Origin of the sequence: Sphaerisporangium perillae, from assembly GCF_023276435.1 — a bacterium.
In the GTDB taxonomy this organism is placed as follows: domain Bacteria; phylum Actinomycetota; class Actinomycetes; order Streptosporangiales; family Streptosporangiaceae; genus Sphaerisporangium; species Sphaerisporangium perillae.
The window spans coordinates 15,395-37,161 of the sequence record NZ_JALLPO010000065.1 but is presented as its reverse complement, the minus strand read 5'-3'; the positions used below and the strand labels follow the sequence as shown (position 1 = coordinate 37,161).

Sequence of the window (21,767 nt, the reverse complement as noted above, 5' to 3'; positions counted from 1 at the left end):
GTCTCCCGGGGCGTAGTCCTGCTCAGGCACGCTCATACAGCTAGTTTACTACTTCGAGTAGCAAATAACTGGAATTCTCACTCCCATAGATCCAGCAACCGAGTCTCACCCCCTGCGAGAAGCGAGCCCGCCTGGCCGCTGCAGGGCGTGCTGAGCGCGCACCATGCGGCTACACAGCACCACAGCGATGGCCACGATCACCACGAACACCAGCATCACCATGCGAGCGGACACGTACTGCGTGCCGATGCCCAGTCCCACAACCGGAACCGACAGCCCGATGTACGCCCCAAGAAAGAAGCCGGCGAGCACTTCGGCCCGTGACTCCGGCGGGGCGGTCGACCCGGCGGCGGTCAGCGCACCCCGGAAGGCCAGGCCACTACCGGCGCCGGTGAGCACCCCGCCGATCACGAACATCGCCAGGCTCGGCACCCACATCCCGCCCGCGAAGAGCGCGAGGCCCGGGATGAGGAGTAGCGGGCCAACGCGAAGCGTGAGTTGCAGGCCGGCTCGGCTCAGCGCGATCTGGGCGACAGCGCCTGAGGCGAACGCGGCGAACGCCACCGCGCCGGCCACCGCGTGTGAGTCTTGGTGCAGCGTGCCGGCCAGGAACGTCGGAGCCAGCGAGTTGAACACGCCGTAGACGGAGAACGCGGCCATGCCCGCGGCGGTGGCGGCGAAGAACGTCCGGCGAGCGTGCCGCGGCACCGCGATGCGCTGCGGCCGGTACCGCGGCGTCGGGTCCGGCCGGTTGGCGGTCTCCGGTGAGACCGCGACCAGTACGGCCAGCACGCACAGCACGGCGGCGAACAGAATGTAGGGCAGGCGCAGCGGTTGCGGCGCGTACTGGGCCAGCAACCCGGCGACCAGCGGCCCGACGCCGATGCCGCCCAGATTGGCCGCGGTGGCGACGACCTGGGCGCGGCGCGGCGAGGCCACTTCTCCACCGGACACCCCGAGGTGCAGCTCACCGAGGTAGGCGGTAGCCGTCGCGGTCGTCAGGCCGATGGAGATCCCGGAGACGATCCGGGCGACCAGCAATCCGGGCATGCTGGGCGCGAACAGGAAGATCAGCGCGCTGACCACGTTGAGCAGCAGCGCAGGCACGAACACCCACCTGCGCCCTACCCAGTCGGACAGGTGACCAACGAAGAACAGACTGACGATCACCCCCAGCGCGTACACGGCGTAGACGACCGTGAGCATGATCGTGGAAAAGTGATCACGCTGCTGGTACAGCACATACAGCGGCGTCGGGACCGCCGAGAATCCCATGTTCACCAGGAAGGCCAGCGTGGCGGCCCAGAAACCGAACGAGTGGTGCCGGCGACGTCGTGCGTGGGCCTGGTGCCCAACCCTGGCCCGTTCGCGTCCGGCGCTGATGACAGTAGACATGAGGCGTTTCCTTGTCGCGGTGCTGACTGATGGCCGCGGATCCGTTGCCAGCTCAGCTTTCCGTCACGGGGTTATGCTGTCCAACGAAGACTTTCGATGACGGTTATGAATGTGGAGCATGACATGGAGCTGCGCCACCTGGAGCACTTCGTCGCCGTCGCCGAGGAGTGCAGCTTCACCCGCGCCGCAGCACGCATGCACCTGGTGCAATCGGCGCTGTCCGTCTCGATCCGGTCGCTGGAGCGCGAGCTCGGCGGCCGGCTGTTCGATCGCACCACTCACCAGGTCGAGCTCACCGACGCCGGCCGCGCGCTACTCATCGAGGCGCGCAACACGCTGGCCGCGGCGGACGCCGCCCGGGACGCCGTCGCCGCCGTGCACGGCGGAGTCCGCGGCTCCGTGCGCGTGGGCATCATGCACTCGATGACGCTGATCGACCTGGCCGCCGTGCTGACCCGCTACCACCGGGAACGCCCGCAGGTGCAGATCCTCCCGAGCCCCGCCCAGGGCGGGTCCACCGAAATGGTCAGCCAGGTGATCGACGGCAGGCTCGATCTGGCCTTCGCCGCGCTCCCCAGCGACTATCCACCCGGCCTGACGGTACGCCCGCTGGCGTCCGAGCCGATGTTGCTCGCCTGCCCGGACGACCACCCGTTCGCCCAGCGCCGGGTCATCCCGCTCACCGACCTCGAAGGCGAGCCGTTCGTGGACCTTCCGTCCGGGTGGGGCACCCGGCTCAGCGTCGACCAACTGTTCCTGCAATCCGGCCTACGGCGCGTGGTCGCTGTCGAAGTGGCCGATATCCCCACAGTCATCGAACTGGTCAGGGCGGGCTTCGGGTTCGCGTTCCTGAGCCCGTCACTGGCCTTGGGCTCCCGCAGTGTCGCCCTCCGGAAGGTGCTGCCGGAACCGGTGTTCGTGGTTTCGCTCATCACGGCGGCCAACCGCCGCCCATCGGCTGCGGCCCAAGCGCTCATTGACCTTGTGCTGACCACCCACGCCGCCCCGAATCCAGACGCCTGACCGGGGGACCTCGCACGCTCGGTCGCGATTCCGCGGAGGGCGACGAGGCCGACCTGCGGTATGCGCGTTGGTCGGTCCATCGAGGTCGCGGTGGCGCTCGGCATGTGTCAGGTGGTTCCTGACCTCACCACTGGTAGGGCAGGAATTTCCCATCCAGGGTCACCACTACCCGATCGCCGGCCGGGTCGGGTACGCGTTTGATATCGAGGCGGAAGTTGATGGCGCTCATAATGCCGTCGCCGAACTCTTCGTGGATGAGTTCCTTGATCGTCGGTCCGTAGACCTGGAGTACTTCGTAGAACCGGTAGATCGTCGGGTCCGTTGGCACCGCGGTCTCCAACGCACCGCGAGTGGGCTGAAGCTGCAACGCTTGCTGAACATCCTCATCGAGATCCAGCAACGACGCCGCGGCCTCGGCCTGCGCGGCGCTCATAGGCTGCTGACCCAGCAGCGCTGATGTCGTCCATGCCGGGGGGCGTCCGACTGCCTCGGCGAGCTGGACCCACGTCACGCCTAGCCGGGCCTTGGCCGCGCGAACGGCCTCCGCCGCGTCCTTCTTCGTCATCATGGCGTTCCTCCCAGGATCGGCGCCGACGTGATACAGGGCGTCGCAGGCACACACGTGCCGAAGACGCCGCCCGAGTGACAGCGTTACATAGGTGACTGCGAGCTGAACGGGCGTGGGCCTCAACCCAGCGGCACGTCCGCTCATGCAGCGAGTCGCATCCCCGGGCACGCCTCCGGATTGATCACTGACTCCGGGAGGACCGACCAGTCGGCACGTTGGCCGAGCCGCTCTCAGCTGGGTGATGGAACGGCTTGCGCGGGCCCGTCGAGGGACTTGGACCATCGTGACCGAGCCAAGACTGTCACCGCTACGTCCGGCCACCACATGCCTCAGAACGCTCTGCGCTGCCAGTGCCTGCAGGAATCCGGGAACGGCTTGCCGAAACAAGATCTTAGTATGGCCGAAACACGATCTTCCTAAGATCATCTTTCGCACCCATATCGGGCTTATCAGAGGACATCGTGTGAAACACAGGCGACTGGTAGCAGCACCGGCCGCGGCAGTAGTACTCGCCGGGCTGTTCCTCACCTCTCCCGCCCTGTCGGCAACAGCCTCCATCATCCAGACAGCCGAAGCGGCCTCCAAGGCCAAGCACCCGTTCGACGTCACCGAGGCGACGATCGAGTCGATCCACAAGGCGTTCTCCTCCCGCAAGCTGACCTGCGTGGAGCTCGTCCAGGCCTACATCGACCGCATCAACGCCTACGACAAGCCGGCCGAAGGCAAGCTCGCCACCAATGCCGTCCAGACGGTGAATGGCGCGGCACTCACCCGCGCCGCCGAACTCGACAAGGCCTACGCCAAGTCCAAGCTGACCGGGCCGCTGCATTGCATCCCAGTGCTGGTGAAGGACCAGGTCGAAACCGTAGACATGCCCACCACCTACGGCTCGGCGATATTCAAGGGCTTCGAATCCGGCCGCGACGCCACCGTCATCACCAAGCTGCGAGCCGCCGGCGCCGTCATTCTGGCCAAGACCAACCTGGGCGAATTCGCCGCCGCCGGCTACGCCGGCTCGGCCTTCGGTGTGTGCCGCAATCCCTACGATCTGACCCGCAGCCCCAGAGGTTCCTCCTGCGGCACCGGCGCCGGGATCGCCGCCAACTACGGCGCGGTCGGCATCGCCGAGGACACGCTCGGCTCCATCCGCGGACCCGCCGCTGCCAACAACCTGGTCGGGCTGCGGCCTACCACCCCTCTGATCAGCCGCTACGGCATGATCCCCGCCTCGCCGACCAAGGACACCCTCGGCCCGCTCACCAGGACCGTCAAGGACGCTGCGATCCTCACCAGCGTCATCGCCGGTTACGACCCGAACGACCCGCTGACCGCCTACAGCGTGGACAGAACGCCGGCGGACGGCAAATACGAGGACGACCTCAGCACGAAGACGCTGAGAGGCAAGCGCATCGGTATCATCCGCGAGCCGATGGCAACGAACACCAACCCCAATCTGCCGGACTACGCGCGAGTCAAGGCCGTCGTCGACAAGGCGTACGCAGACCTTTCGGCTCTCGGCGCCGAAGTCGTCGATCCCATCGTGGTGCCCGACCTCAAGTCACTCCTGTCCGCCTCAAGCGTCGAATCCGAGACCGAAGAAGCGACCAACGCCTACCTGGCGCAGCTGCCGAACCCACCGATCTCCTCCTTCGCGCAGATCGCCGACTCGCCACTCATCACGCCGATCGGGCGCGCCATATTTCGTAGCTCCGTAGGCAAGACAACGAATGATCTCGACTACCTGAAGGCGCAGCAGGCCCGGGAGAAGCTGCGCCAGACAATGCTCAAGGTCATGGCCGACAACGACCTCGACGCGGTCGCGTACGCGACCGCCGATCACGAGCCGCCGGTCATCCCCGACGACATTCTCACCAACCCCAACGCGAACCGCGGGATCGGTGGAAGCAATGCTTCGCTCAGTCCTGCGATCGGCTTCCCGGCACTCGCCGTCCCCGCGGGCTTCACCAGCACGAAGCTACCGGTCGGGATGGAACTGCTCGGACGGCCCTTCACCGAAGAAACGCTGTTCCAGATGGGCTACGCCTACGAGCAACGCACACATCACCGCCAGGCGCCCCTGACAACCCCTCCGCTCCCCGCGCCCTGACCAGATAACCGTCATGCCCCCGGCAACCCAATTGCCGGGGGCACACAGCGCGCGAAAGAAATCGAGGCGGATAGCCTCGTCGTACGGCAACCGCCAGCGCAGCCAGGAATCCTCGTGCACGCCACCGATCAAAGATCGGAAGAAATCTGAAGCGGTCGTGCGTCATAGGTCACTAGGAAAGAGCCGGCAGCGCCCGGTGAACTGCTCCTCCGTCGTGATCAGGCCCGTCTGGCAGGCGGCCCATTCGGACGGGTCACCTAGCTTGACGTTGGTACCGCCGATGCCGCAATACCCATTTGGCACCTTAAAAAGGTACTGCTGGTGGTAGACCCTCGCTGCAGGTAGTAATTCCGACTCAGCCGGAAAACCGGTGGATGACCGTGTCTCACCATGACACCTTCGGCAGATCCACCACACCAGCGGCGGCACACCCGCCACAGCCGATGCCGAGTCAGTCGATCACAGCAGTGACCGGACGTCGTGGAGCAGAAGGTGAATGCTGCTCCTACAGCCCATCCACGTCGAGGTGGAACAGGTAGCCGATCGATTCCTCGCTGATCCGGTAGATGGTGGCGTCGTAAAGGTGCGTGGCCTGCTGGTGGTATCGATCGCGGAAAACCCTCGGACTGTCCGCGTCAACGACCTGTGGAAGATAGTCCAACGCGATCAGGTGCTCTCGCCAGACTCTGTCGGTGACCGAAACCACCACGCGGCGCGCCAGTTCGGGCGCGAGCTCGTCCCCGAGCTCGCGCCAGCGGCGCTCGTAAGCGGTGCGCGCGTCGGCCAGGACGAGTCCGAGGACCGTCTCCTTCTGGCCCGTCAGGTCAGCCTCTGTCAACCGTGTCGAGTAGAGACGGTCCAGCGTCCAACGCAGCATGCGAGAGTCGCGGTATCCGGCGGCGACGTAGTGTTCAACGACCGACTCGAGCGTCGACCGTACCCAACCGCCTGGATCTTGGCATTCCAGCATTGCCCTTCGCAGCGAGTAGACGCCCTTTCTGTGCCCACGCTGGACGTCGGTGAACTCCAGCATGTCAGCGACCTGTTGGCGTAGGGCTCGCTCCATTCCACTGTCCTTGGCCTGCTCTGGTCTGACCAGAGCGGGGAGTGGACTGCCATGCTGGGGGATCGTGACAACTGTCGCTCCGGCGAGTTCGTCCAGAATCGGCGCGGTCAGGCGTGCCGTCGGCGACAGGCCGACCAGGATTTCGTACCCGCGGTAGTAGTCCCACGGCAGAATCTCACCAAGTGTCTGCCGCTCATCGCCGATCTCTATCTCCTCCTTGGCCTCCAGCGCGTGCCGCACACCTTGGGGAACCTTTCCGAACACGGCGCCATCGCGGATGGTGTAGTCACGGTTCAGGTGGAAGCAGTGGGCGGCTGTGAGGGCCTCCTCGGCCATGCGACGTCGGACTAGGGTGGAAGCCGTCAGGGCGTCGTCCATGTCCAGGCGGTCGAGGCCGAGCGGCGTCAGGTGAGCCCGGCGCTCGGAGATTTCGAAATGCTCGCCCGGTCGCAAGGATTGGACCCGCTCGCAGAACCAACGGCGTCGATCCGCCTCACTCGACCGGCCACTGACGATCGCAGGGCTCCTGCCTTGCTGGACGAGAATGTCGTCGATCTTGTCGAGGATCGCAACCCCGTGCCCTGCCTGGACGCACTCGTCGAGATCCCACGCGATGTTGTCCCGTACGTAGTCGTTACACAGCTCGTAGACATCGCTGTACAGGACGTCTGCGGCGTAGGCGTACCCGCGCTCCTCATGCGGCGACCCCTGAGTGATGAGCGCTGTCCGCAGCCCGAGGCGGTCGTACATGGCTGCGAACCGTTCATGGTCCTGAGCGGTCGACTGGTGGCGCGTGACCATGTGCACATCCGGCCACTGCAACGCGTAGACGCATGCGGCCAGCGCCGCCGCGATGGACCTGTCTTCGCTGTCTTTTGTGTCGCCGACCCAGCCGTTGCAGAGCACGGCCGCAGCCACGATGTGCACCGGCTGAACAGCCCCGATCTCCGCGCGGCGGGCTGCCTCACGCGCGAGCGCCAACGCCTCCGCCGTTGTCACGGCCGGCGTCTCTCCAGCCGCCAACCGGCCGCGCAGCCCGGCCATGGCAGCGGGAAGATCGAGGTCGTTCAGCTCGCCCCGCTCCTCCACCCCCGCCAGCACGTGGAGACACCATTCCGGCGGCTGGCTGGCTCTCATGCCTGCATGTAATCACTCCTGCCACAAACCCGGCCAGACCCATCAATAGCGAAGGTCTCCACTGGGTCGACCCATCGCGTGATCGAGTTCCCTAAGAGCGAGGAGCTGACGACACGGTGCAGTTGGGGTGTAGCGACGACTACGGGTTCGTACCGAATAGCCGCGTCACACGCTGGAGAGCGCCGGGAGGTCTGTCGGATCTTGTAGAGCGGGGGCAGGCCGTCCGTTCAGTACGCCGTGACCGGGACCTTGGCCGCTGTGGGGGCGGAGCCCCACCTTGGGGCTTGGGCGGGAGCCCCGATAAGCCGGTCCGAGCGGAGTGAGGGCCATGCGCGGGCGGAGTCCGCCCGTAGCTCCAAATCCTTGCCGTTGTGACGATGAGTCGTGAGATCGCCGCGTAGGCGATACTGACGGTCGTGGCTGGAGTGCCGAACCGGACAGGCAGTGTGCGGGTACCTCGTCCGCGAACGCGACTGGTCGCGCAGAGCCGCTGTCATGAAACCGTTCCGGAGCCCGGGACGGCGCGGCATGGATTGAGCGCGCTGGTCGAGACTACGGGTGGGCTGGATCACTCAGACGCTCACGACCCGGACTGCTTTGCCACACAGCTTCAGCATGTCATCTGCATCCGATGTCAGAACGATGACTGGTTTGATCGCCCGGAGGGCGGTAGCGGCCACGACTGCGTCGATCGCGTACTTGTGTCCGTGGAGGCCCCCAGCGCGGAGCAACTCAAGAGCGTGCAGAGAGATCTCCTCCGTGACAGCCTCGACCCTTAGCCGAGATAGGTGCCAGCGAAGTCGATCGTTCTTCACGCGAATATCAAAAGCCTCGATCGGTGTCATGGCACAGACGACGACACGGAAGTCGTTGTTCTGCGCTTCTCGCACGATCGCCGTGACTTGCTGGTCGGCCGCACACCACTTCGACAACCCCTCCGAGTCCAGAACCACCGTGCCGGCACTCAGCTTGCTTCGCGCCCGTGCCATCCGTCCCCCTCCTGGAGCTCAGGAGTGGACTTCACGCTGCGAAACAACTCCGCCGCCTCGTCCCGGAGTGCCTGCGGGATAGGACCGGCCTCACTCTCGTTGGCTTGTAGCGCCTCCTCCAGCAGGTCGCGCTCGATCTGGCGCTCGACCGCCGCGTCTACATAGGCAGAGAAACCACGCGCCCCGACGCGTTCCCGTACAGCACGGACATTACCTGCGCGCAAGGAGACGCTGATCTTGGTAGCAGGCCCCTCCCCGAGGGGGAATTCCAGCTCAGACTCGCTCACGCCGACCACTTTACTACTGTCAGTAGCAAATTGCCCTGGGTGGGCGTGGGGTAGTGAAGATCTTTCGAGGACGAGGGCCACACCCCTGACAGGAGTGGCCCTGTCTCGATCAGGCTTCGCCGGTGGTGAGGCCGATGGGGCAGCTCACGCCCGTGCCTACGAGCGTGTATCTATGTGACCCATGCGCAGAGCTGCGATCTACTGCCGGATCAGCCAGGACCGTGCGGGCGCCGGACTCGGCGTCGCCCGCCAGGAAGCCGACTGCCGTGCGCTGACCGAGCTCCGAGGCTGGGACGTGGTGGATGTCTACTCCGACAACGACGTCAGCGCGTACTCCGGAAGCCCCCGTCCCGCGTGGCGAAGACTGCTTGAGGACATCGAAGCCGGCACGGTCGACGCCATCGTCTGCTGGCACGTGGACAGACTGACACGATCCCCGCGCGAACTCGAAGACGTCATCGACCTGGCCGACCGACGCGGCATCGAACTCGCCACCGTGACCGGGGAGATCGACCTGGCCACCCCGACTGGGCGACTGATCGCCCGGATGCTCGGGGCCGCCGCCCGCCACGAGGCCGAGCACAAGGCCGAACGGCAAAAGCGCCAGCGACGACAGAACGCCGAAGCCGGCAAGGTCTCCGGCGGTGGAATGCGCCCCTACGGCTACGCCGACGACCGGGTAACCGTCATCGATGAAGAGGCCGAGGTGATCCGCGAGGCCGCCCGCCGGATACTGGCCGGCGAATCACTGTCCAGCATCTGCAAGGACTTCGAGCAGCGGGACGTGAAGACCCCCTCCGGGCGTCACTGGATCCCCACCACATTGCGCCGCCTGCTCGCGTCAGCCCGAATCAGCGGCCGAAGGGAGCACACGCCACGTAGCACCTACCAGGCCACCCGCCCTCTGCTGGGCGAGATCGTCGCCGACGCCGTCTGGCCCGAGATCATCGACCCCGTCGACTCCGACCGGCTACGCGCCCTGCTCAGCGATCCCGCCCGCGACTACCGCCGCCAGGCCGCCACCGGACGCACCTACCTCCTGTCCGGCATCCTGCGCTGCGGACGATGCGGACACCGCATGAACGGCCGCCCCCGGCAAGGCGTCCCCCGCTACGTCTGCCCCAACGTCCCCGGCAGCGGCTCATGCGGCGGTATCGCCACCAACGCCGCCCGCACCGACGACCACATCCGCGACATGCTGCTGACCGCACTCGACTCCCCCGCCCTCGCCGAGCGCATCCGCCACCAAGGCGGCGACGACGACAACCTCGCCGAGGCCGTCCGCGCCGACGAGGAACTCCTCGAAGAACTCGCCCAGGCATGGGCCACCCGCGAGATCACCCGCAAGGAATGGATGGCCGCCCGCGCCCCGATCGAACTGCGCCTGGACAAGAACAGGGCACAACTGGCCGGCCTCTCCCGAACCTCGCCCCTGATCCCCTTCATCGGCACCGCACAGGAGATGCTCGCCAGGTGGGAGGCCATGAACGTCTCCCAGCAACGCGCCATCGTCGCCGCGGTCATCCGCACCATCACCGTCGCCACCGCCAACCCACGCAAGAAGTGGGACCCCGACCGGTTCACCGTCGAATGGATCGCCTAAGCAGCAGCGACCAAGCGCTCCGGCTCGTCCCCGCCGACGAGCCGGAACACCGACGCCACCCGCTCCAAGACGGCAAGATCCTCAACCACCGGCGCAAGCCCCTGCGCCGCCCGAGACGCCGCCACCCGCGCCCGCATCTCGTCATTCACCCACACCCGCCACCAGGCGCCCACCCCACACGACGCCCACCCCACGGCACCGTGCTCCCAGATCCTCCCTCCGCCGCATGCTCGCCTCCCCTCTCGCTCCTTTCGATCGATGACGAGATCAAGAATGCGACCAGCGATCAGACCTGCGTTCCGCGTAATTCGGGTTGCCTGGAGACACGAACATGCGGTTGACCTGGTGGAACAGTCCGTACAGGCTCGCCAGGGCGTGTCTCTAGGTGGCGGCATCGGTCCAGGTCAGCGCCCTCACCACCCAACGGATTCCCGGCCCAGGAAACCGGGCAGACGATGCCAATCGATCAGGTATATCCGCCTTCTCTTGCACAAAGATCAGCCGACGGAACCGCCCGCGGGCCGCTACGATCATGAACATGTGAGCGAGCCGTAAGGCATGGAGGAGCGTCATCAGGCTCCTGAACTGCGAGAATGCCGTCGCCTAGAGAAACGCCCACACTCTAGCCTGTCGAATGTTGCCCATGGTCAGCGCGGTCTTCGTGACTCTATGTCACGAGAATTACGCGGAACCCGGGTCAGAACGAGGACACCACCCAGCCGGACGCCAGCAAGACGTCCAAGAGATCCCTACTGACACAGGACGTCCCCAGCCGTCCCCAACGCCGGCGCACCGACCAGCGACCGGAACACCGACCAGCACACAAACAACCAGCCAAATGCGAACCGAGCACGATGTGCGACCGACATTGATCGTTTACGCCTGGGCTGGGTCTTCTGCTTGAGGCGTCCGTAGGGGGTTTGGCCGCCGAGGCCGCCGTGGAGTCGATGGTAGTTGCAGTAGTCCTTTGTCGGGCCTCGGTTGATGCTTAACGTTTCGGTCCCACCTGATGCCTTACATGATCACGGCGAGGCTGGCGACACTTCCTCTTCTGCCGAGAAGAGCGCGCTCCTGCGCATCGAAATTCTGCGATCACGGGGGAGTTAGGATGACGCGAAACCGTCGAGTGAAATATGATCACGGCTCGGTTCCATACGTCGCGCCTGAATGATTCTGTGCAGCGATCCGCGCACGCCAGAAGCTTGCGGCATCCTGGCCATCCTGCATTGCGACGAACTCGTCCGTTCTGATCGCCAGAGCTGCGGCGGGTGGTGTGCCTTCAACGAAAGACTCGAGACCACGGTTGAGGGCGCTGCCACCGAGGAAGTCGGCATACTCACGGACGGACTGCACCACCGCGAAGCTCGCGGGGTTTCCGTGGACCAATGCGTTGCGAACGCGGCGGCGGCGCGCATCGAGCACTTCGCCCTCGGCCGTGTACTCATGGATGAGGGTGCTGTAGGTGGCGTGATCGCCAACGCTCGTGAACATTCGCGCGATCCAGGCGCGCTCATGCTCAAGGCGGCACAGCGACAGGAAGTCATCGGCTCGATCGGCAAGAAGCAGGATCCACGGCTGTTTCGGTCGGCTGGATAACCATTCACGCGTGAGCTCGGTGAGCAGATCATCGCGCCGACCACCGCCGAGTAGGCACATCTCCGCTGCGCGCTGAAGATCGTTGCGCCATCGGGCATGCGGCCAGCGCTCTCCGAGCAGTGCGAAGAGATCGTTCGGGTCCATGGCCGCGTGTGCAGCGATGTGCTGCACAACTCGGTCCGAGAGCGGGATCACGCTGCTGATGTCGGCTTCCGACGGCTTCCGCAGCGCCATATCGCGGCTGAAAGGGTGATCGGCTGTCGTCTGCACTTCGATGGCCGCAGCCAGGAACCTGGGGAGTTCTACTCGGGCAAGTGCCTTGGCGATCGGCGGTCCATGTTGTTCGATCGCCTCAGCGGTAATCCCAGCTCCGTAGTAGTCGTCGGGAAAACCGGTCTCACGCCAAACGGCCAAGGAGCCGGCGGAGCCGGGTTTCCCCGAGCGAATGACGGCGTGTTGAGCTAGCCGCGGACGGATCCCGCCAGCGTTGTGCATCGACACATTCAGGATGGTGTCCACGATGTCGACGGCGCGTGAGACTGCACCAGCAGCCGTCGTGTTGCCGAGGTCGACGCGCACAAGGATGTCGACGTCGGACTCCTCGTCGACCATCTTCGCAACCTTGAACATAAGGCCGTCCCGGACCAGCTGTGAGAGCTCTGCTTTGTGGGCGAAGTCCTGCCCGCCAGGCTCAGCGTTCGGAACGGCCCAGTGCGCGTCGAGGAAGGACACACGTCCGGCAGAGAGATGAAGATGAATACGTCCTTGGTAGCCCAACCAGACGACGATCGGTTCGACCTGGGCGGGTGTGCCGACGAAGGTGCGCGCGTTCGTCAGCCGCTGATCGAGGGGCACGTCCTTCTCGCCGATGGGGATATCGTTAGGGTCGCGGCCGAAGGCCACGATCGACACGAGATCGCGGAAGGCTCCCTCTGCGCTGAGACCCCGCCGCTGCAGCTGCTCGAACAGAAGCTCAGCGATAGGGCGGTACTCTCGCCGCGCCAGGGTCCGATCCTGCGCGGTCGCGACCAGATCGTCCCAGCTGGCGCGTGCTGCATCGTCCGAGTCGAGCTCTTCGAGAAGCTCGCGCGCGGTGGAGAGCAGGTTTGTCCAGGCCGCGTCAGTACGAGTGCCGGGCGGCTGGGCGAGCACCGCCGAGGGGCTCGTGGAGAGCTGCAATAGGGCTGCTCGAAATGCGGCGAGCTTCCCTGCGATGTGATTGCTGAGGGTTGCGCCAACCGCGCCTACCGACTCGTCGAGGTCTAACCGGAGAGAGGAGCGGTTGGCGGGCTTCTTCCACGCGTCGGTGCCGCTGGCAAGCTCGACCCACTCGGCGATCTCCTCGACGATGACCGTGAGCGGCAGAACGCTGCTGAGGCCGTGACGGCGGTCGAGCGAGGAGACCAGGGACTTCGGCCAATCGGGATCGTCATCGGACCAGTGGTCGCTGACGTTGTAGTCGATCATCATGGGCGTTCCGATCACACGGGTGTTGCCACGACGATGACACGGCTGTCGTAGCTGTAGTCACCACGGTAGCCACCACCGCACGTCAAGAGGGTCAGCGATTCGCTGCCGACGCCAGCGAGCGCTTCGGACCTGCCGATGGCGTGAAGCCTCGGGAGCGCATCCTGTCTGGTCAGCGCGGGTGGACTCGTGAGTGCGCCTGCGGGGCATACGTAGGCTGCGACAACAGCTTCACGGGGCGCGATCGGCGGATCGGCAAGTAAAGTCAAACTGCGAGCTCGGATACCGGCTGGAAAGCCAGTCGCGGCTGTGGGTCATCACGTTCGCCGAGGTAGACCCGGCCTCTTTGAGACGGTCCGGGCCCGCGACCGAGCAAAGGCGCTCCAGAATCCTGCCACCCGTTCGGGGTCGAGGCAGTCGGTCGCCACACTGGACCACACGTCCGCCATGGGCTTGATCCTGACAGGTCGCCGGCTCGAGTTGACGCGCACTGATATGCCGCGAGTCGCACCCCGGCCCCACGTCAAGCATCAGCCGAGGTAGGACAGCGAACCAACCATGGTCGAAAGTAACTTATCTGTACTTGTATTAAAGGCGGCCCGCCGCGCGGCCCGCCGGGCGCGCCGGCCGGCAAGCGTGCCCGGCTGCGGCTCTTCGGCCGGTCCGGGCACGCACCGCCCGACGCGCCCGAAGGCCTGCAGAAGTCACCATTTTAGGCCGTGACGATCACTCACGCCGGTTCTCGCCATAGGTGGTCGGGGTGATCGGCTGCCGCGCGGCGGTGCTGACCGGGTGGCAGCGTGGCGATGCCCCGCAGTTCGAGGCGGTCATGGCGGGTATCGCAGTTCCCCGGCTGGGACGTGGCCGGCCACGCATCCGACATCCGGGAGTTGCCGAGGGGGGCCTGCGATGTCCCCTTCTTCGGGGTGCGGCTTTCAGCCGACACGCTGATGTTCAGCGGTGCCCAGATCGTCAGCGGCAACGTCTGGTTCCACAACGCGGAGTTCTCCGGCTGCCAGGTGTTCCTGTCCAACATGGATTTGATCGGAGGCGAGCTGTCCTTCCAGGGCCCATCGGTAGTTCAGGAAGGCTTGCCCGCCCTTGATGTAACCGGGCGAGGCCGCCACGGCGAGCTCCTCCGTAACCTGCACCGGGCGCTCGGCCCACGAGAGCACCGTGGTAATTATCTCGAACTTGCGATCAATGCCGATCATGGCCGGGCTCAGCGGCATCAGACTGATGTACAGCAGTTCGGCGGCCAGCACGATCGCCTCATCCGACCCCCCGGCGCGATCTGCCGCTCCAGCTTGACGAGGAACTCGTCCGAGGAGCCGTCGAAGTTCTCCACGAACCGCTGGTACAGCTCTTCGGCGGCTTGCGGAGTCCATGCCCGAAGGTCGGGAGCAAAAGATGACCTAAAGGTCAGGACGCCGCTTTCAACACCTGCCGTGCCGCGCGACACAGCACCATGCCTTGTTCCCAGTTAACCTCATACCCCTCCCACGACCGTCCGCCATCTACACATCACAGAGAGATATCAAGAGGCATGATGAGCTTAAACGCTGATTCAGGCGGACGATCGCGCCGAATACATATACACGACTGCCGGCATGCAACACTCTTGAAGTCGCCACTCGGCCCTGGGACATCTCAACCGAGGCGCTGCGGTCGATACTACATAAAGTCACCAATGATCACCTTTCGTGCTGTACGGCCGCTATACCGCTCGTCCCTATGGTGGCGCTGCGTCCGCGGGTCAGGGATGCGTGGCCGGTTCTCGGGACGGTCGGCGGCACGACAACGGCACGACCTCCAGGCCGATCGCCGATATTCCTCTCGCCGACGCGTCTCTGGCCGCGGCCGTCCCTGTCACGGGGGCGGGAAGCACAGGCGACCAGATCATCATGGAGGATCGATGTTCGAGGCATTGGGCCTGACCCGCCGGGCCGAGTCGGTTTACCTGGCGATGCTCGAAGCCCCCGAGGCGGGCATAGGCGACCTTGTCCAGCGGTTGGACCTGGCGGAGAGTGAGGTGCGCGAGGCGCTCGACGAGCTGGCCAGGATGTCCCTGTTGCAGACGGTTCTGGGGCAGCCGCCCAGGGCCGTCAACCCAGAGGTCGGTCTGTCCGCGCTGATCGCCAGAAGACAGGCGGAGGTCGCGCAGTGGCAGCACAAGATCGAGGAGAGCCGGGTGGCGTTCACCACGCTGCTGGCCCAGCAGGCCGAGTCGAAGCAGGCGGCGGCGCCGGAGCTGGAGCGCGTGGCGGGGCTGAGGCCATCAGGGCGCGGGTCAGGCATCTGGCGTTGTCATGCGAGTGGGAGGCGTGCTCGTTCGTGCCGGGTGGCGCGGCTTCCCCGGCCGGGCTGGCGGCGGCGAGGGCCTCCGACGCCGAGGCTCTGGGCCGGGGTGTACGGGTCCGAACGGTCTATCTGGACAGCGTACGCAATGATCAGGCGACCCTGGAGTACGCCCAATGGCTGAGCGAGCTGGGCGGCGAAGTGCGGACGGCACCGACGCTCCCGCTGCGCATGCTCATCGTCGATCGCAAGCTGGCGCTGGTGCCGGTGACAACCAACGACAGCGCCTCGCTGGCCACGGTCATCTCCAGTGGTGGAGTCCTCGACGCGCTGCTAGCGCTTTTCGACTCGATCTGGCGCAACGCCAACCGCCTAGGATCGGTCAGGCGACGGGACGGGGAGGAGCTGTCGGCCCAGGAGAAGCAGGTGCTCAAGCTCCTGGGCGAGGGCGCGACCGACGAGATGATCGCCCGACGAATGGGCATCTCGGTACGAACCGCCCGCCGGGTCGCCTCCTACCTGCTCGCCAGGCTTGGCGCCCGCAGTCGTTTCCAGGCAGGTGGCCGCGCGGTGGCGCGTGGTTGGATCGATGAGGACGACCTCGACTGAACAGCCGGGATGGGCACGCCCATTGCACGTGCGCATCCCGGTCATGCCCGACGTCATAGTGTGACGACGCGGACTCCGGCGTGCTCGGCCTCCCTCACGAAGGCGTCGGGGAAGTCCCCGGGATAGCGGAACCCGGCGATCTCCGCAAGGCGCGGAATCGTTCGCGAGACGCCGTTCATGGTGCGTACCGAGTCGACCGAGATCTGGCTCATGAACCGGTGGTTGTCGCGCAGGTCATCACGCCCGTAGCTGAAGAAGATGCCGAACTTCTCCCGCTCGGACTCCTGCTGTACGGGCGTGCTCGCGTGCAGCAGGCGCGCGTGCCAGAGCACGATGTCTCCGGCCTTCGTGTCCACGGTCTCTCGCAGATGGCTGCCGCTCAGGATACGGGCGGCGTTGTCGAACTCCGCGCGGATCCTGCCGTGGCCGTCGAACGACATCAGGTGCGATCCGCTGATCACATCGATCCCGCCGCCGCCGATCGGGTCGTTGTCCTGCAGGTAGAGCCCGGCCTGCACGTGGACGAAGCCGGGCTCCCAGACGTGTTCCGTGTCGGCGCCGACGAACGTCGAGTCGACATGCCAGGGGACGTACACGTTCATGCGAGCCGTGCAGTTGGGATAGAGGACGACCGGGCCGCCCACGAGATGGCCGACGGCCGCGACGACGCGGTCGCGCAGACCTATCCCGGCCATGAACTCCGACGCCAGGAAGTCGGAGGTCATCATCTCCCTGACGCCCTGGCGGGTGAGCTTCTCGGCGCAGATAGACCTGGCGTGCTCGACCTCGGCGGCGCTGAGCATGCCCCGCAGGATGATGTAGCCACGCTGCGCGAACGTCTCGCTCTGCTCTGGCGCGCTGGTCGTCATCGCGGCACCCTCGCCAGACGTCCCGGCACGGGGCATGCCTCGTCGGCGAGGCCGAGGCCGCGCAGCTCGCCATAGCCCAGGCCGCAGCAGTCACCGGTGATGTCCTCGTCGAGGGCGTCGATCGGGTGCGGCACCCCACTGGGCACCACGTGGTTTAGGTCGATCGGTTCGGGGTCGTCGTCGACCCAGACGAGCGCGCCGTTCGTGATCAGGTCGAGGTGCACGTCGGCGACGTACGGGACCCGCGAAAGGCTCTGGTTGTGCTGGCCGAAGCCCAGGTGCACCCCGCAGCGTCGCTCGTTGATGTGCGAGTTGGCCGGGATGAACGCGTCGATGCCGTGGTTCGTCCCCAGGCCGAGTTCGCCGACATTGCGGCCGTACGGGCTGTCCAGGCAGAGCCGGAACATCTCCTCAAGGGCCGGGTCTGCACAGGTGAGATCGACCGCCGTGCTGTTCTCGATCGTGACGCGCGCCGGATGGTCCATCAGTTTCGCGTTCAGCGGCGTGATGACGTTCGCGTTGAAGGCACCGTCGGCCACCAGGACGCCGTCCACCCGGGCGGGATAGGTGGCGATCTCACCGGCGGGCAGGATCGTGAATCCGCCTGGCCGCCACATGCCGCGGTTGCTGACCCACTGGAACTTCTCGGAGTCGATCTCAATGGTGAGGTCGGTGCCGCCGGGGCTCTTGACCCGGATCCTCTTGGCTGGCTGGATGCGGTGCAGCAGGGAGGCGTTGAGCGCCGACAGCTCGGTGGGCGTCACGTTGAGGGACTTGGTGAAGAATTCCTGCGAGGCACTGATGATCCGAACAATCATGGTGCGGTCGGGGCCGTAAGTGTGCAGGACATTCTCGAACACATTGAAATGGGACATGGTGTCCCGTTCCAAGGTCAGCACCACCAGCCGGCCGGGCAGTCCGGCCGTGTCGGGCAGCGCCTGCTCCAGCCGCTCGCGGAAGCCAGCGTCGGTCAGCGGCCGCATAGCGACGATCTGCGCCTCGAAACCACGCTGCCGCAGGGCCAGCGCGATCCACGCCGCCGGCTCACGGCTGTCCGGCGTGTAGGCGATCACGAAGGTGTCGCTTTTCTCAATCAGAACGTAGTCGTCCAGAAGCACCTTGATGCCGTGGAACACGTTTTCGTCAAGCGTTGGATTCGTCATATCTTTATCGGCTCCTCGAACTTTCGACGGCGCGCCGTGCTGAATGGGGGGCGAAGGCGCTCTTCCACTGCCGGGGAAACGCCGGTTTCCCCGGCAGTGGAAGACCGCGCCTTCAATCAATCAATTAGCTGCGGAACGTGGTGTACGAGATGGACCACGCGATGGCGCCGTTCTCGTCGTCGCCCTCGCCCGGCTGCGGCTCGACCGCGGCCATCTTGGTGAGCAGCTCATTCATTTCCTCGGGAGCCGGCATTTTCGACCTCCATGTGGAGACTTCAGCGATCTGCTGACACACATCATGTTTCAGTATGACGGTCGCCGCCGAAAGTGGTCGGATATTGCCATCGCCGGCCCCGGCCAAAACGGGCCAGGAGCACCGTGGCTGGACGGTTCATGTCGTTGCAGCCTCATGCCAGCGCAAAAGCGGTGATCCGCCTCGCCACTTGTTGTACAAAATGAATGACCGACCATCATCAGGTAAGGAAATGGACATGATCGCACGAGAAGTCATTCCCGTCGCCCTCGCGGGAAGCTTTATCTGGGACCGCCCCCGGGCCAGTCAGTAAGAATTTCAAGGAAAGCGGGAACCATGAGCATCAGCGAGCAGCGTCAGATCCCCAACGCCGGACTCGAAGAGCCGGACTCCACGGCACCGACCGGGTCCCCCATGACCACCTTCGACCCCGAAACGGAGTTTCCGTTTCTGACCTCCGGCGGCCTGTGCGACTTCGTACCACCCCACCACTCGATTCCGGTGTGACCACGGCCGGGCCGCGGAAGAGGAGCCACGGGCTCTTCCGCGGCATTCGGCACTCCCGGCAACCGGCCAGAAGAGGGCAACGAACACGGAGGCGTTAGTGATACTTCTTCAACGACCCGGCGATGAGGTGGTGGATCGGCACACGTCCGCGCCGACGCGCATTCGCATTCCACATACTAGCTACCACATCGAGCGTTTCGTTCTCGGCAACGGCCTGCGGGTCGTCCTGAACCCCGACCACAACGCGCCGGTCGTCGGCGTGGCCGTGGTCTACGACGTCGGCATCCGCTCGGAGCCGGCGGGACGCACCGGCTTCGCCCACCTCTTCGAGCATCTGATGTTCCAGGGCTCGCGGAACCTGGAGAAGCTGGCGCACTTCCGGTACGTACAGGGCTCGGGCGGCACCTTCAACGGCTCGACCCACCTTGACTACACCGACTACTTCGAGACCGTGCCGAGCAACGCGCTGGAGCGGATGCTCTTCCTTGAGGCCGACCGGATGCGCAGCCCCCTGATGACGGCGGAGAACCTGCGCAACCAGATCGACGTGGTCAAGGAAGAGATCAGGCTCAACGTGCTAAACCGGCCCTACGGGGGCTTCCCGTGGTTGCGACTGCCACCCATCCTCTTCGATACCTTCCCCAACGTGCACGACGGGTACGGCTCCTTCGAGGACCTGGAGGCCGCGGTCGTCCATGACGCGGCCGACTTCTTCCAGCGCTATTACGCCTGCGGCAACACCGTCCTGTGCGTCTCAGGTGATTTCGACGTCGAGCAGGCCCGCCTCATGGTCGAGCGGCACTTCGGCGATGTCCCCGCGCGGCCGGCGCCTCCCCAGCGCGGCTTCGGCGAGCCCGACCTCACCGGGCCGCGCCACGTCTCCTACGTCGACCGGCTGGCGCCGGTTCCGGCCGTGGCCGCGGCCTGGCGGGTGCCGGATCCCGTCGCGGACTTCGCGGAGTATCTGCCCTACGTCGTGCTGGGCGAGGTGCTCACCGACGGCGACGCGTCGAGGCTGGTCGAACGGCTCATCCTGAAGGATCGGTCGGCGACGAGCGTCGGCGGCTACGTCGGGTTCATGGGCGATCCCTTCGACGTCCGCGACCCCACCGCACTGGTAATCCAGGCCCATCTGCCGCACGGCGGTTCCGTGGAAGACGTCCTGGCGACGATCGACGAGGAACTGGCCTGGGTGGCGACCGGCGAGGTGACCGACGAGGAACTGGCCAGGACGCAGGCGCGGATCGTGGCTAACTTGCTGCGCAGCACGGACACGGTGGTCGGCCGCGCCGTCCGGATGGCGGTGCTCGAACTGCAGCGGAGCGATCCCACGCTCATCAACGAACTGCCGGGCCTGATCGCGGACGTCACCGCGCAGGACGTACGCACCGCCGCGGCGATGCTGCGCCCGCAGCGGCGCGCCTCCGTCGAGGTCGTGCCCGGCAAGACCGGAGGAACACGATGACGGCGGCCATGGTCGAGAGCGGGAGGGTGCCGGATCTGGACCCGCACCGCGCGTTCACCGTACCCGAGCAGGTCGAACGGGTGCTGCCCAATGGGCTGACGGTGCTGGCCATAGCCCGTCGTACCGTGCCGCTGGTGGAGCTGCGGCTGAGGGTTCCGTTCGCCGACGTGGACAGGGCCTCGGGGGCGGTCCTGGCACAGACGCTGTTCCGGGGCACGAAGAGCAGGTCCAACCGCGAATTCGCCGCCACGCTCCAAGCCGTCGGCGGGGCGATCGGGGCGGGCGTCGATCCCGATCGGCTGCAAATCAGCGGGAACGCCCTCAGCACCGGACTCGACACGCTGCTTGAGCTGCTGGCCGAGGCGATCAACGAGGCGGCGTACGCCGGCCAGGAGGTCATGACGGAAAGGGCGCGCCTGGCCAATCGGATCAAGGTCGCGCTGAGCCAGCCGTCGCACCTCGTCAGGTCCGCCCTGCTGGAGCGCGTCTACGGATCCCATCCGTACGCCGTGCAGACCCCGAGCGGGGACGACGTCGAGGCGGTGGAGCCCGAGCATCTGCGGGAGCTGCACGCACGTCGTCTCCATCCCGGCGGCGCGACCCTGGTGCTGGTCGGAGACTTCGACCCGGATACGGTCCTCGACCAGGTGGCGGAGCACTTCGCCGGCTGGCGCGGGGCGGGGCCGGCCACCGAATTGCTCCCGCCGCCGCCGCTGGAGCCGGGGCCGCTGCTCATCGTCAACCGGCCGGGAGCGGTGCAGTCGTCGCTACGGCTGGCACTGCCCGCCGTGGCCCGCAGCCACCCGGACAACGCTCCCCTGCAACTGGCGAACCTCATCTTCGGCGGCTACTTCTCCTCCCGCTGGGTGGAGAACATCCGCGAGGACAAGGGCTACACGTACGGGCCGCATTCGATGATCGATCATTCGGTGGCCGGGTCGAAGCTGATGCTGTCGGCGGACGTGGCGACCGACGTCACCGCTCCCGCGCTGATGGAGACCTTCTACGAGCTGGGCAGGATCGCGACGCTGGCCCCGGACCCTGCCGAGATCGACCAGGCCCGCCAGTTCGCCCTGGGCACGCTGGTGCTCGGCATGTCCACCCAGTCGGGTCTCGCCGGTCTCGCCAGCGGCCTGGCCGGGGCGGGGCTGCGGATGAACTACCTGGTCGAGCACGCCGGACGTCTTTCCGCCGCGACGGTGGATGAGGTGCACCGGGCGGCGCAGCAGTATCTCGCGCCCGCGGGCGCCGTGGGCGTCGTGCTGGGCGACGCCGAACGCATCGAACGCCATGTCGCCGCCATCTCCGCGATCAAGGTACGCCCGTAACGGTCGTCACCTGTGAGTGACCAGGCCGGCCGCCGTT

Annotated in this window: 18 protein-coding genes; 8 read left to right on the top strand and 10 right to left on the bottom strand. The window is 66.0% G+C overall.

Translation table 11 applies throughout. From position 1 onward, the window contains the following. Nucleotides 1-105: 105 nt before the first annotated feature. Complete coding sequence (locus tag MYF83_RS39250) at nucleotides 106-1,395, bottom strand: MFS transporter (protein WP_248965889.1); 1,290 nt, start codon at nucleotides 1,393-1,395, stop codon at nucleotides 106-108. Nucleotides 1,396-1,491: 96 nt separating this feature from the next. Between MYF83_RS39250 and MYF83_RS39245 the strand changes: the two genes are divergently transcribed. After that, nucleotides 1,492-2,418: a LysR family transcriptional regulator gene (locus MYF83_RS39245; RefSeq protein ID WP_248965888.1), complete on the top strand. Its 927-nt coding sequence runs from the start codon at nucleotides 1,492-1,494 to the stop codon at nucleotides 2,416-2,418. Between the two features lie 124 nt (nucleotides 2,419-2,542). On the opposite strand, the gene cynS is transcribed toward MYF83_RS39245, so the two are convergent. Next, nucleotides 2,543-2,986, bottom strand: coding sequence for a cyanase (gene cynS, locus MYF83_RS39240; RefSeq protein WP_248965887.1), 444 nt, complete (start codon nucleotides 2,984-2,986; stop codon nucleotides 2,543-2,545). A 283-nt stretch (nucleotides 2,987-3,269) separates the two neighbouring features. Here cynS and MYF83_RS39235 point away from each other — a divergent pair, with 283 nt between their 5' ends. Then, entirely contained in the window at nucleotides 3,270-5,093 is a 1,824-nt protein-coding gene (locus MYF83_RS39235; RefSeq protein WP_248965886.1) for an amidase, read from the top strand. Between the two features lie 505 nt (nucleotides 5,094-5,598). Here MYF83_RS39235 and MYF83_RS39230 read toward each other — a convergent pair. The 3 genes from MYF83_RS39230 to MYF83_RS39220 all read right to left on the bottom strand — a co-directional run bounded on the left by MYF83_RS39230 (nucleotide 5,599) and on the right by MYF83_RS39220 (nucleotide 8,572). Then, the gene (locus tag MYF83_RS39230; RefSeq protein ID WP_248965885.1) at nucleotides 5,599-7,260 is read right to left on the bottom strand and encodes a hypothetical protein; all 1,662 of its coding nucleotides are present in this window, start codon (nucleotides 7,258-7,260) and stop codon (nucleotides 5,599-5,601) included. 608 nt (nucleotides 7,261-7,868) lie between these two features. Beyond that, nucleotides 7,869-8,285: a PIN domain-containing protein gene (locus MYF83_RS39225; RefSeq protein ID WP_248965884.1), complete on the bottom strand. Its 417-nt coding sequence runs from the start codon at nucleotides 8,283-8,285 to the stop codon at nucleotides 7,869-7,871. Continuing rightward, on the bottom strand, nucleotides 8,261-8,572 hold the full coding sequence (locus MYF83_RS39220) for a hypothetical protein (protein WP_248965883.1): 312 nt from the start codon (nucleotides 8,570-8,572) through the stop codon (nucleotides 8,261-8,263). The genes MYF83_RS39225 and MYF83_RS39220 overlap by 25 nt, the downstream gene beginning before the upstream one ends. 181 nt (nucleotides 8,573-8,753) lie before the next feature. Between MYF83_RS39220 and MYF83_RS39215 the strand changes: the two genes are divergently transcribed. Beyond that, nucleotides 8,754-10,175: a recombinase family protein gene (locus MYF83_RS39215; protein WP_248965882.1), complete on the top strand. Its 1,422-nt coding sequence runs from the start codon at nucleotides 8,754-8,756 to the stop codon at nucleotides 10,173-10,175. Between the two features lie 1,137 nt (nucleotides 10,176-11,312). Here MYF83_RS39215 and MYF83_RS39210 read toward each other — a convergent pair. Next, the gene (locus tag MYF83_RS39210) at nucleotides 11,313-13,241 is read right to left on the bottom strand and encodes a hypothetical protein (protein ID WP_248965881.1); all 1,929 of its coding nucleotides are present in this window, start codon (nucleotides 13,239-13,241) and stop codon (nucleotides 11,313-11,315) included. A 932-nt stretch (nucleotides 13,242-14,173) separates the two neighbouring features. Further along, nucleotides 14,174-14,503 carry a hypothetical protein gene (locus MYF83_RS39205; RefSeq protein WP_248965880.1) on the bottom strand — a complete coding sequence of 110 codons (330 nt, stop codon included), beginning with the start codon at nucleotides 14,501-14,503 and terminating at the stop codon, nucleotides 14,174-14,176. Between the two features lie 650 nt (nucleotides 14,504-15,153). On the opposite strand from MYF83_RS39205, the gene MYF83_RS39200 reads away from it, so the two are divergent. Then, on the top strand, nucleotides 15,154-15,720 hold the full coding sequence (locus MYF83_RS39200; protein ID WP_248965879.1) for a hypothetical protein: 567 nt from the start codon (nucleotides 15,154-15,156) through the stop codon (nucleotides 15,718-15,720). Nucleotides 15,721-15,737: 17 nt separating this feature from the next. Beyond that, nucleotides 15,738-16,145: a helix-turn-helix transcriptional regulator gene (locus MYF83_RS39195; protein WP_248965878.1), complete on the top strand. Its 408-nt coding sequence runs from the start codon at nucleotides 15,738-15,740 to the stop codon at nucleotides 16,143-16,145. Nucleotides 16,146-16,198: 53 nt separating this feature from the next. Here MYF83_RS39195 and MYF83_RS39190 read toward each other — a convergent pair whose 3' ends face one another. From MYF83_RS39190 to MYF83_RS43440, 3 genes are all read right to left on the bottom strand, one after another. Beyond that, nucleotides 16,199-17,014: a phytanoyl-CoA dioxygenase family protein gene (locus MYF83_RS39190; RefSeq protein WP_248965877.1), complete on the bottom strand. Its 816-nt coding sequence runs from the start codon at nucleotides 17,012-17,014 to the stop codon at nucleotides 16,199-16,201. Next, nucleotides 17,011-18,150: a 2,5-dihydroxypyridine 5,6-dioxygenase NicX family protein gene (locus MYF83_RS39185; protein WP_248965876.1), complete on the bottom strand. Its 1,140-nt coding sequence runs from the start codon at nucleotides 18,148-18,150 to the stop codon at nucleotides 17,011-17,013. The genes MYF83_RS39190 and MYF83_RS39185 overlap by 4 nt, the downstream gene beginning before the upstream one ends. Nucleotides 18,151-18,301: 151 nt before the next feature. After that, nucleotides 18,302-18,430, bottom strand: a complete 129-nt coding sequence (locus MYF83_RS43440; protein WP_279340683.1) for a hypothetical protein — start codon at nucleotides 18,428-18,430, stop codon at nucleotides 18,302-18,304. 336 nt (nucleotides 18,431-18,766) lie between these two features. Here MYF83_RS43440 and MYF83_RS39180 point away from each other — a divergent pair, with 336 nt between their 5' ends. The 3 genes from MYF83_RS39180 (at nucleotide 18,767) to MYF83_RS39170 (ending at nucleotide 21,730) form a co-directional block, all read left to right on the top strand. Further along, entirely contained in the window at nucleotides 18,767-18,937 is a 171-nt protein-coding gene (locus tag MYF83_RS39180; RefSeq protein WP_248965875.1) for a hypothetical protein, read from the top strand. A gap of 130 nt (nucleotides 18,938-19,067) precedes the next feature. Further along, complete coding sequence (locus MYF83_RS39175) at nucleotides 19,068-20,402, top strand: M16 family metallopeptidase (RefSeq protein ID WP_248965874.1); 1,335 nt, start codon at nucleotides 19,068-19,070, stop codon at nucleotides 20,400-20,402. Further along, the gene (locus MYF83_RS39170; protein ID WP_248965873.1) at nucleotides 20,399-21,730 is read left to right on the top strand and encodes a M16 family metallopeptidase; all 1,332 of its coding nucleotides are present in this window, start codon (nucleotides 20,399-20,401) and stop codon (nucleotides 21,728-21,730) included. Before MYF83_RS39175 ends, MYF83_RS39170 begins: the two co-directional genes overlap by 4 nt. The last annotated feature ends 37 nt before the right edge of the window (nucleotides 21,731-21,767 follow it).

What these genes read in the sequence shown, in the direction of transcription:
- MYF83_RS39250 (WP_248965889.1), bottom strand. Translation starts at nt 1,395, where the DNA reads ATGTCTACTGTCATCAGCGCCGGACGCGAACGGGCCAGGGTTGGGCAC.
- MYF83_RS39245 (WP_248965888.1), top strand. Translation starts at nt 1,492, where the DNA reads ATGACGGTTATGAATGTGGAGCATGACATGGAGCTGCGCCACCTGGAG.
- cynS (WP_248965887.1), bottom strand. Translation starts at nt 2,986, where the DNA reads ATGATGACGAAGAAGGACGCGGCGGAGGCCGTTCGCGCGGCCAAGGCC.
- MYF83_RS39225 (WP_248965884.1), bottom strand. Translation starts at nt 8,285, where the DNA reads ATGGCACGGGCGCGAAGCAAGCTGAGTGCCGGCACGGTGGTTCTGGAC.
- MYF83_RS39215 (WP_248965882.1), top strand. Translation starts at nt 8,754, where the DNA reads ATGCGCAGAGCTGCGATCTACTGCCGGATCAGCCAGGACCGTGCGGGC.
- MYF83_RS39210 (WP_248965881.1), bottom strand. Translation starts at nt 13,241, where the DNA reads ATGATGATCGACTACAACGTCAGCGACCACTGGTCCGATGACGATCCC.
- MYF83_RS39200 (WP_248965879.1), top strand. Translation starts at nt 15,154, where the DNA reads ATGTTCGAGGCATTGGGCCTGACCCGCCGGGCCGAGTCGGTTTACCTG.
- MYF83_RS39190 (WP_248965877.1), bottom strand. Translation starts at nt 17,014, where the DNA reads ATGACGACCAGCGCGCCAGAGCAGAGCGAGACGTTCGCGCAGCGTGGC.
- MYF83_RS43440 (WP_279340683.1), bottom strand. Translation starts at nt 18,430, where the DNA reads ATGCCGGCTCCCGAGGAAATGAATGAGCTGCTCACCAAGATGGCCGCG.
- MYF83_RS39180 (WP_248965875.1), top strand. Translation starts at nt 18,767, where the DNA reads ATGAGCATCAGCGAGCAGCGTCAGATCCCCAACGCCGGACTCGAAGAG.
- MYF83_RS39170 (WP_248965873.1), top strand. Translation starts at nt 20,399, where the DNA reads ATGACGGCGGCCATGGTCGAGAGCGGGAGGGTGCCGGATCTGGACCCG.